General features: G+C 58.5%; 6 protein-coding genes. 2 read left to right on the top strand and 4 right to left on the bottom strand.

Going from position 1 to position 8382, the window contains the following annotated elements:
* On the top strand, nt 1–1302 hold a 1302-nt coding region (locus FFS45_RS42050), incomplete at its 5' end, for a glycoside hydrolase family 2 protein (RefSeq protein ID WP_212745813.1).
* A 190-nt stretch (nt 1303–1492) separates the two neighbouring features.
* Here the strand turns inward: FFS45_RS42050 and FFS45_RS40920 are convergent.
* The 4 genes from FFS45_RS40920 to FFS45_RS40905 form a co-directional block, all read right to left on the bottom strand.
* Nucleotides 1493–2473 carry an alpha/beta hydrolase gene (locus FFS45_RS40920; RefSeq protein WP_137960260.1) on the bottom strand — a complete coding sequence of 327 codons (981 nt, stop codon included), beginning with the start codon at nt 2471–2473 and terminating at the stop codon, nt 1493–1495.
* A gap of 64 nt (nt 2474–2537) precedes the next feature.
* Complete coding sequence (locus FFS45_RS40915) at nt 2538–3992, bottom strand: MFS transporter (protein WP_171029902.1); 1455 nt, start codon at nt 3990–3992, stop codon at nt 2538–2540.
* A gap of 289 nt (nt 3993–4281) precedes the next feature.
* Entirely contained in the window at nt 4282–4986 is a 705-nt protein-coding gene (locus tag FFS45_RS40910) for a TetR/AcrR family transcriptional regulator (RefSeq protein WP_212745812.1), read from the bottom strand.
* A gap of 189 nt (nt 4987–5175) precedes the next feature.
* Nucleotides 5176–6537 carry a carbohydrate porin gene (locus FFS45_RS40905; protein ID WP_171029901.1) on the bottom strand — a complete coding sequence of 454 codons (1362 nt, stop codon included), beginning with the start codon at nt 6535–6537 and terminating at the stop codon, nt 5176–5178.
* Nucleotides 6538–6909: 372 nt separating this feature from the next.
* Here FFS45_RS40905 and FFS45_RS40900 point away from each other — a divergent pair, with 372 nt between their 5' ends.
* Nucleotides 6910–8151: a family 1 glycosylhydrolase gene (locus tag FFS45_RS40900; protein ID WP_137960257.1), complete on the top strand. Its 1242-nt coding sequence runs from the start codon at nt 6910–6912 to the stop codon at nt 8149–8151.
* Nucleotides 8152–8382: the final 231 nt, after the last annotated feature.

Below are 8382 nucleotides of genomic sequence, written 5' to 3'. Positions count from 1 at the left end.
GAGCACGACACGGCGCTGATCGACAGCATAAGCGCCGAGGTCGCATATCAAGTCGATCGCCTACGCAATCACCCGTGCATCGCGCTATGGTGCGGCGAGAACGAAGGGCACGCCGTTCATCAGTTCCTTGCGATGCAGGGTACCGAATCCGGTCCTTATCCAGGCGCGCTGATTTTCGACCAGTTGATCCCCGCCATCCTCGAGCGGCTCGATCCTGCCACACCCTACCGTCCCGGCAGCCCGTTCGGCGGGCCGAGCCACAATAGCATGCGTGCCGGTGACGAACATAACTGGACCGTGTGGCACGGTGTTCCCCCGATTCCCGACAAGCTACCTGCTGGCGAACGGGACGGGAGCCCGGTTGGTGTCGCTTATACCCGCTATGCAGAAGATCGTGCGCGGTTCGTCAGCGAATTTGGCATCCAGTCGGCGCCGGCCGCGACCACGCTCGCCCGCTGGCTTGCGCCAGAAGACTACGCGCTTGGTACTCCCGGATTTCTGCATCGCCTCAAGGATCACCCTAAGGACAAGGTCGATGCAATGCTGTTGCCCGTCACGGGACTACCCGCCGACCTTGATCAGTACGTTGATTTCACGCAACTCGTACAAGCGGAGGGGCTCAAGTTCGGCATCGAACATTACCGACGTCGCAAACCACATTGCTCCGGCACGCTGATCTGGCAATTCAATGACTGCTGGCCCGGTATTACGTGGAGTCTCGTCGATTACGACGGCGCCAGAAAACCCAGTTGGTACTATGTTGCGCGCGCCTACTCGCCCGTTCTGGGATCCCTCAAAATAACTGACGATGGCACACTTGAGCTGTGGGTCACCAACGATACACTAAACGAGGTCAAATCGGACGCCACACTGACACTGACCGATTTGTCGGGGCTGACCTTCAATGAGCAGATGATCGAATGGTGCGTCCCGGCCAACGCAAGTGTGGTTGTTTGGCGCAGTACCCGGGCGAAGATCGGGGCAGCACCCAATCGCGTATTGGCTGTGCGTTCGCCACGCTTTCCGGGTAACCGTCTGTTGTTTGGCCCGTTCAAGGAACTCCTCGGTACCGGCGCAGATCCGCGCATCATGATCGAGGATGAGGCAAACGAGATGCTGCGCGTCACGCTGACTGGCACGCACTACCATCCGATCGTGCACCTGCATAGCGACGATCCTGCCGTCAAGTTTAGCGACAACTGCTTCGACCTCGGCAAGCACGAAACACGGACGGTTCGCGTTTTCCGTCCCGGCGCGAAGTTATGCGTCAACGACATACGGCTCGGCAAACTTCCCCGCTAACACGGCATGGAGCGCGGCGCGCTCCATGCAATCTCCCCCGTTGATCGGTGGAGTTCCAAAAGCGTGGATGCCACATCCAGTGCAAGCCCGGCGACCTCATGGGGTAATTGTTCTTTCCATACATGCGCGGAAAGAACGATTACCGCTGAATGTGGAACCGACCTGGGCTGCGTTAACACACAATCGGGAATCAGCGACGCCGCAAATGATGTTCGAGAAAGCGTGAGATGTCGCTGATGCACGCATCGGTTTCCGGCATCCGAAAGCCCATGAAACCATGCGGCATGCCTTCGAATACCCTGAGATCGTTTACGACACCTGCATCGGTCAGCTTGCGTTGAAGGCGTGCACAATCCGACAGCAGCGAATCTCGAGTGCCGGTCGCAATAATCGTCGGGGGCAAATGACTCGGATAACGTGCGTAAATGGGTGAATAATCGGGAGACCGAAGATCAACACGCGCGCCAAGTATCGAGCGAATTGCATCAACCGATGTCGATTCGAGTACATCGTATGGCATCAGCGTGGTGAAAGTATCCCCAGCACCACTCACATCCGTCCACGGCGTCGCAAGTACCATCGCAGCTGGTAGCGGATCGCCAAGTTCGGCAAGTCGAAGCGCACTGCGCAACGCGAGGCCACCACCCGCGGACACACCCATAAGCGCGATTGTACTGGGGGGCCGATGCTGCGCTATCTCTCGGTAGACGGCCACAATTCTCTCCACGTCCGCGGGCGGAGGTGCCTCCCACCACAACGGATAACTGATCGAGAGCACCGGACAACCGAGCGCCGCGGCAACCGGCGTTGCGATCGGAGCCTCGTTTTCGGCAGCGCCGCCGACGTAGCCGCCGCCATGAATGTGCAGCACAATGCGGTTATCGCGGCTTGCGTCGTACCCGTCCGGCTCAAACAGAGTGTGAGCGGCATTGTCGATAACCACAGCTCTACGCTTCGCGGCCCGGAGATTCAGGAACGACTGAAGCGCGCCGTTGTCTCGTAACAGCGCGGTTGCGCTATCGTTGCGCACTTGCCATTCATCGCGCGTGATGGGTGGCGGTGGCGGCGCCGGCAGGTGCCGAAATGCCTCTGCGATGAACTTTGCTTCGGCACTGACTGTTTGCGGGAGCGACGTCCAGACGCCAGTTCGCTCCGTCTTGTTCATCGTCATAAAAGCAGACTCCTGTTCTAAATGGCCGCGCGGCCGATCAGGGTGACAATCATCGGATTCGCGGCTAGCGTGCCGCAGTCACTTCGCTTGGGCGCCGCCTGCGCAACTCGGCGATGATGGCCGTATGGCGCTGTCGATTCAAACGATAGCGGACTAGAAGTAGCGTGCCGATAATCGCGACTATCGCGCTGCCCGGTCCGTAAAAGAATCCGAGCATGTCCAGCGTAGATTGGGAAACGGACACATCGAACCCGTTGCGCCTCGTTTGATCGATCGGAAACGCGATTGCAGTCAGCAGTACACCTGAAAGAAACGTGCCGATGCTGCCTGCTGCCTTGCCAGCGAGCGTCCAGCCGGCGAAGAAAAGCCCTTCGCGGCGTGCGCCGAAAAGATATTCATGCTCGTCCGTGGCATCCGCCATCATCGAATTGAATGCCACGGCTGCCATCGACATCAGCATGCCCGATACAAATGTAGCCGCCGACAACAGCAGCGTCAGTGCTTGTCCCGTCATCGGGAGCCATCCGGCGAGCCTGAGCGAAACTGGACATGCCTGGATCAGGATCCAGCCGCACAATCCGGTCAAAACCGCGGTGCGCTTTTCGATCCGGCCAACCAAAGGAATACAGAATGGTGCACCAACCAACGCGCCAAGCATCAGCGACATCGTGACTTGCTGTGTCTGCCAACTGGTCAGGTGCCAAAAGAAGGTGTTCGCATGCAAGGCAAGCGATTGCGTCATCCCAAACGCGACGAAGAACAATGCAGACGAAGCAAAAAGAATTCTGAACGAGCGATTGCGCATCAGCTCGGACAATTCCCGCGCGATCCGCTTGTTCATCGACGGATGGATCGGCGCTGGATGATGTTGCAGATGGCGCGTCTTCCAGACAGTTCGGATCGCCCAGGCGCTCGCGACCAGCGTCAGCGCACAAAGCGTCAGCGCGAAAGGCGGATAGGCATGCCGTCGCGCGAGCCCACCCGGGCCTTTCAGGAAGACGCCGAAGCCGATGCCAATCCCCACGAGGGCGCCGATCATCCCGGCGGCCCAACGCCACGCCATCACGCGAGAACGCTCCGCGAAATCGTCGGTCAATTCCGCCCCAACGGCGAGGTAGGGAAGATTGAAGAATGACATGCTGACGCGCACCACCACCGACAACGCGATGAGCAACACGAACAGCATTGTTGTGTCGCTCCATTCCGGCAGCGCAAAAACGGCCGCGAAACTCACGCATAGCGGCAGTATTGCCGCCACCATGAAAGGCAGGCGACGCCCCCACCTTGAGCGTAGCCGATCGGACCACGCTCCGATCATCGGATCTGCGATCGCGTCGACGATGAGGCCGATCGATACGGCGAGTCCCGCCAGCGCGGGCGGAATACCACATACCGTCGTCACGTAAAACAACAGGAATGTATTAACGACGTTCGTCATCGCACCATCGACGATCGCGCCGCTCGCGTAGCCCAAGACTATTCCTCTGCCCAACTTCGCGCGGGAGCGTGTGGCCATCATGTTTTCTCCTTCTCGGGGTGGCATAGCCGACCCCATGGTCTCCACCGACTCCATGCACTATCTCCTCACACGCTGGCCCGTGCCACGACGATACGGGCACGCGGCCAAGTCAATTAACAAAACGTACAATCTGTTTGTTTGTCATTGTTTCTTGTTGCGAACTCCTCATGTCCTAACGTCCTTCGCCTCTCACCGTAGCGCTCGTTCCAACTGAGCCGAATCGCATTGACCAGGTCCGCGGACCCGGTACACCCCCCCCCACCCCCCACCCGTCAGTCACGTGCAGCACTCACGCCCGCTTTTTTCGCGCGGGCGTCTTGGCGCTTACGGTGGGATACAACAGGGTCAGCATGTCTCCGAGCACCTTGACCGATTTCTCGATTTCGGTCCGATCCCGCTTGAATAATGCCTCCAGCAGGAGCCCGCGGATTGCTGCGACGAAAACCCGGTGGATCGACTCGCCGTCCGGATGATCCTGCAAACCGGCGGCCTCGAGCCGTTCGATGACCCAGTCGTGCGCACGAACGTCGATTGAATGCTGAATCGTCCGTAGTTTGTCTGCGAGTTCCTCGTCCGAGCGCGATGCAAGCATGATTTCCATCACTGCTGTGCCGGATGGACGGCTCATGATGTCCCACATCGTCGCCGGCAAATCCTGCAACATCTGCGTCGGCGACTTTTTCTCGACAGCCTGTCGGTAACAGCGAGAATCGTCTTCGAACACCGCGTCCACCACTGCCAACATCACATCGGTTTTGGTCGGATACTGGTGCGTCATCGCTCCGCGACTAACCTTTGCCACATCAGCGACCATCGTTACAGTAGTCGCGCTGTAGCCGTACCGATGCAGGCACGCGATCGCGGCAGAAATTACCTTGGATTGCGTTTCGGCACTGCGCTCAGCCTGTGGTTTGCGGGCTCGGCCCGCGTTGCCACGCGTTTCTCCAGTGGTCCGGCTCTCTTTCGACATGTTGTGGATGGCTGTTTGCTTCATAGCTTACAAGTTCAACGTAGCGCAAGATCCATGCGCATGAGACGCAGTCGGTTACTCCGGCGACCACGCCGATGTTTGCGCTGGGAGGACCAGGCACGTCCTGGATACGAATCTCCGTGCATCATGGCAGCGGCGCATTCGCCCTCCCGGCATCCGCACCCGCCACGGACGGACCTCGCATCCCCTCGCTCAGAACGTAATCGTCATTCCAGAGCTCAGTAGCAGCGCAGCCGGATGAGACGGTGCCAGCACGGGTTGAGTTGTGTAAGACACCGAATTTGTCCAGTACACGCCACGCATCACATGAAAGGCATAGGAAAGGGACACCGTATTGCTGCCCTGGATCGCTTGTGCCCCAGTTGCCTCCAGAACATACTGCTGCACATCCTTGCTGATCCATTGATGGGTGTAGCCAAGACTGACCATGTCATACGGGCGCGACGCAAACGGCCCGAGGCTGTAAAGCGTTGCGGTGATGTCACGACTGAATGGATTCTTGCTCTTGTCGGCAATGTCGACCTTGATGTCGGTATAAATGCCTCGGTATGCGTAAAACGAATCGGGTTGCGTGAACTGCTTTGTGAAAGCGAAGTAGAAACCCGAGTTGCCATGCGTCGGACGACCAACTGAATAGTCGAGATAGTCGCTGGTATTGTACAGGGCCCCAGCGCGCACCCACAGGGTGCGTTGATTCGGTTTAGCTTCGACCCGGTACCCGAGTTCATCCATGAACAACGCGCGTGCGCCCTTCACCCCGTTTATCGTAAGGCCAATCGTGTTCTGGTCGGTGTCCGTCTGAAAGCCTTGCGGGCTCATGCTTCGCGTGACCGCGAAGTGATTGTAGAAACGCAGATCCGGCGTGTACAGGCGCAGTTCAAACGTCGGCGCGGGCTTGATGCTCGGTACGCCAACCTCGTAGAACATGCTGCTTGCCGGCCCCAGCGCGGAAGACGCAATTGACGTCCCGAGGTAGCTCCCATAGAAATCATTCGAAGGCGTCGTGAATCCGTACAGCACCCGCACCTGGCGGTTAAGGAACTCCTGCTGGATCGACAGCCCCGAGAAATACGCGCTTCGTACGCCAGCACCGAGATAGCTGGCTTCCGCCCAAGCGCCTGACACGGTCAACTGCGCATTCTGGCCGAAGCCGATGCGTGACAGGTCGTACGTCAAGATCGCGAGCGTCGTCTGATTGTAGGTCGGGCGCTGGCCAACGTAGGATTGCGGCACGCTGTTGCTCGGATGCAGAACGTCATAAGTCAGAGTCGACAGGTTGCCGGCCTGGAACATCCAGCCGGCTTCAGCCATCTTCGGACGAAACCCACCCAGATCGGGCGAAACGCTATCGCAGACACTAGCAAGCGGCGCCTCGGTGCCCTTCGCACGCATCTGATCGTACTCGAGACATTTCGTGCTTTGCGCCGTTCGGGCAATGCTGTCATCAGCTTGCGCGTGCGTGCCGCACAGTGCGAGCGCCATAGCGAAACAGCCGCGGCGCAGCGCCTTCCATACATCGCCCTCGTCCACGCGGCGCGGCTTCTCGCCCGCCATCGCGATCCGAAACTTATTCGCGACGCGCCCCTTGCCTGCTCGACTACCAACAGGCGGCGCCGGCCTCCAAAACCGGATCGTACTCATACGTCAGTGTCTCCATATGTTCGATTTTTTGAACCGGCTCAACCGGTGAAGACACGTTATTCCATTCACAACAAACAGACAAGGCTGTTTTGTTCTTATGCGGGAAATTCCCAAGTCACGCCAGGACATCTTGCTCAACAAGCACTTTACAAACATTCCGGTCTGTTTGTATATTCCCTGATACCAATCCTACACAGTTGCACGGATCTCAACGGAAGAAGGCGCACCGCCGATTCGATCACACGCAGGGAGCTCTGGATCTGCAGACCTTCCAATGATGGAGACATGACCTTGACGCTTCATACTCGCCAGCCTTCGCCTCACCGGGAATTTCTGTGGGGAACCGCCATCTCAGGCCATCAGAGCGAAGGCAACAACCTCAATTCAGACGTTTGGCTCGCAGAACAAGTCAACCCGACCGCTTTCCGTCAGCCGTCACGCGATGCCTGCGACAGCTACCATCGTTACCCCGAGGACATTGCGATCGTCGCCAGCCTGGGCCTCAACTGCTACAGATTCGGCATCGAATGGGCGCGCATTGAGCCCGAACCAGGGCAATTCTCGATGGCGGAACTGGATCGCTATGCGCGGATGGTCGATCAATGTGTCGAATACGGCATCGCGCCGATGCTGACCTACAGCCATTTCACGGTACCGCGCTGGTTCGCAGCGCGCGGAGGATTCGAAGCACCTGACGCGGCCGATCTGTTCGCTAGATTTGCCGACGTCGCTACCCGACGACTCGGTCAACACGTTGCCGCTGCGACTACGTTCAACGAGGCAAATATCCAGCGCCTAATCAGGTTGCTGCTACCGAATCCGTCGGCCCGTCCCTTGATCGACGCAATGCTCGCAGCTTGTGCGAAGCAATGCGGGTCGGCGACGTTCTCGTCGCTGCTGTTCGCTGATGTGGAGGCGACCGAACTCGGTCTCATCGACGCCCACCGTAAAGCAGCGCAGGCGATCAAGGCTGGGCCTGGCGATTTTCCGGTTGGTGTCAGTCTGACTATGCAGGATATCCAAGGCGTCGGCGAAAATCATCTTGCAGGCGTCGTCGTTAATGAGTTGTACGGTCCGTGGCTCGACGTGGCGGCGCACTCAGACTTCATTGGCGTACAAACCTACACACGAGTCCGGATCGACGCTGGCGGTCAGATGTCGCCACCGGCGGGCGCAGAAATGACGGCCGCAGGCTATGAATTTTATCCTCAGGCACTTGGCGGGACCATCCGATTCGCGGCGAAGCGAACTGGCAAACCCGTCTACGTCACCAAAAACGGCATCGCAACAAACGATGACACGCGTCGCATCGCCTATATCGACGCGGCACTGGAAGAGATGCGATGCTGCATCGCGGACGGCATCGACGTGAGGAGCTACATCCACTGGTCGCTTCTCGACAATTTCGAATGGACCTCCGGCTACGGCCAGCACTTCGGCCTCGTCAGCGTCGATCCTGCAACGTTCGCGCGCACGCCGAAGCCGAGCGCCTACCACTTTGGTGAATATGCCCGTCGAGCGCTGTAAGCAGCGCGCGTACGCGATTTTCCGGTTACGTGAACGTGACACGTGTGCAGATAGACCGCTTCTCCTGCTGCTGCAGTCCACCCAAACAACCGTGCGCGATTGAATCAAGGACCAACTCATGACTGCCCCCATACTTGCCGTTCCCGAAGACGTGGGTCTATCGTCCACCGGACTCGACCGCTTGGATGCGACACTCCTCGACTACATAGACCTGTTCTCTTATACACATCT

The organism is Burkholderia sp. 4M9327F10, from assembly GCF_005503145.1.
In the GTDB taxonomy this organism is placed as follows: domain Bacteria; phylum Pseudomonadota; class Gammaproteobacteria; order Burkholderiales; family Burkholderiaceae; genus Paraburkholderia.
This window is presented reverse-complemented; position numbering and strand designations above follow the sequence as displayed.

What these genes read in the sequence shown, in the direction of transcription:
- FFS45_RS40920 (WP_137960260.1), bottom strand. Translation starts at nt 2,473, where the DNA reads ATGACGATGAACAAGACGGAGCGAACTGGCGTCTGGACGTCGCTCCCG.
- FFS45_RS40915 (WP_171029902.1), bottom strand. Translation starts at nt 3,992, where the DNA reads ATGATGGCCACACGCTCCCGCGCGAAGTTGGGCAGAGGAATAGTCTTG.
- FFS45_RS40910 (WP_212745812.1), bottom strand. Translation starts at nt 4,986, where the DNA reads ATGAAGCAAACAGCCATCCACAACATGTCGAAAGAGAGCCGGACCACT.
- FFS45_RS40905 (WP_171029901.1), bottom strand. Translation starts at nt 6,537, where the DNA reads ATGGCGGGCGAGAAGCCGCGCCGCGTGGACGAGGGCGATGTATGGAAG.
- FFS45_RS40900 (WP_137960257.1), top strand. Translation starts at nt 6,910, where the DNA reads ATGACCTTGACGCTTCATACTCGCCAGCCTTCGCCTCACCGGGAATTT.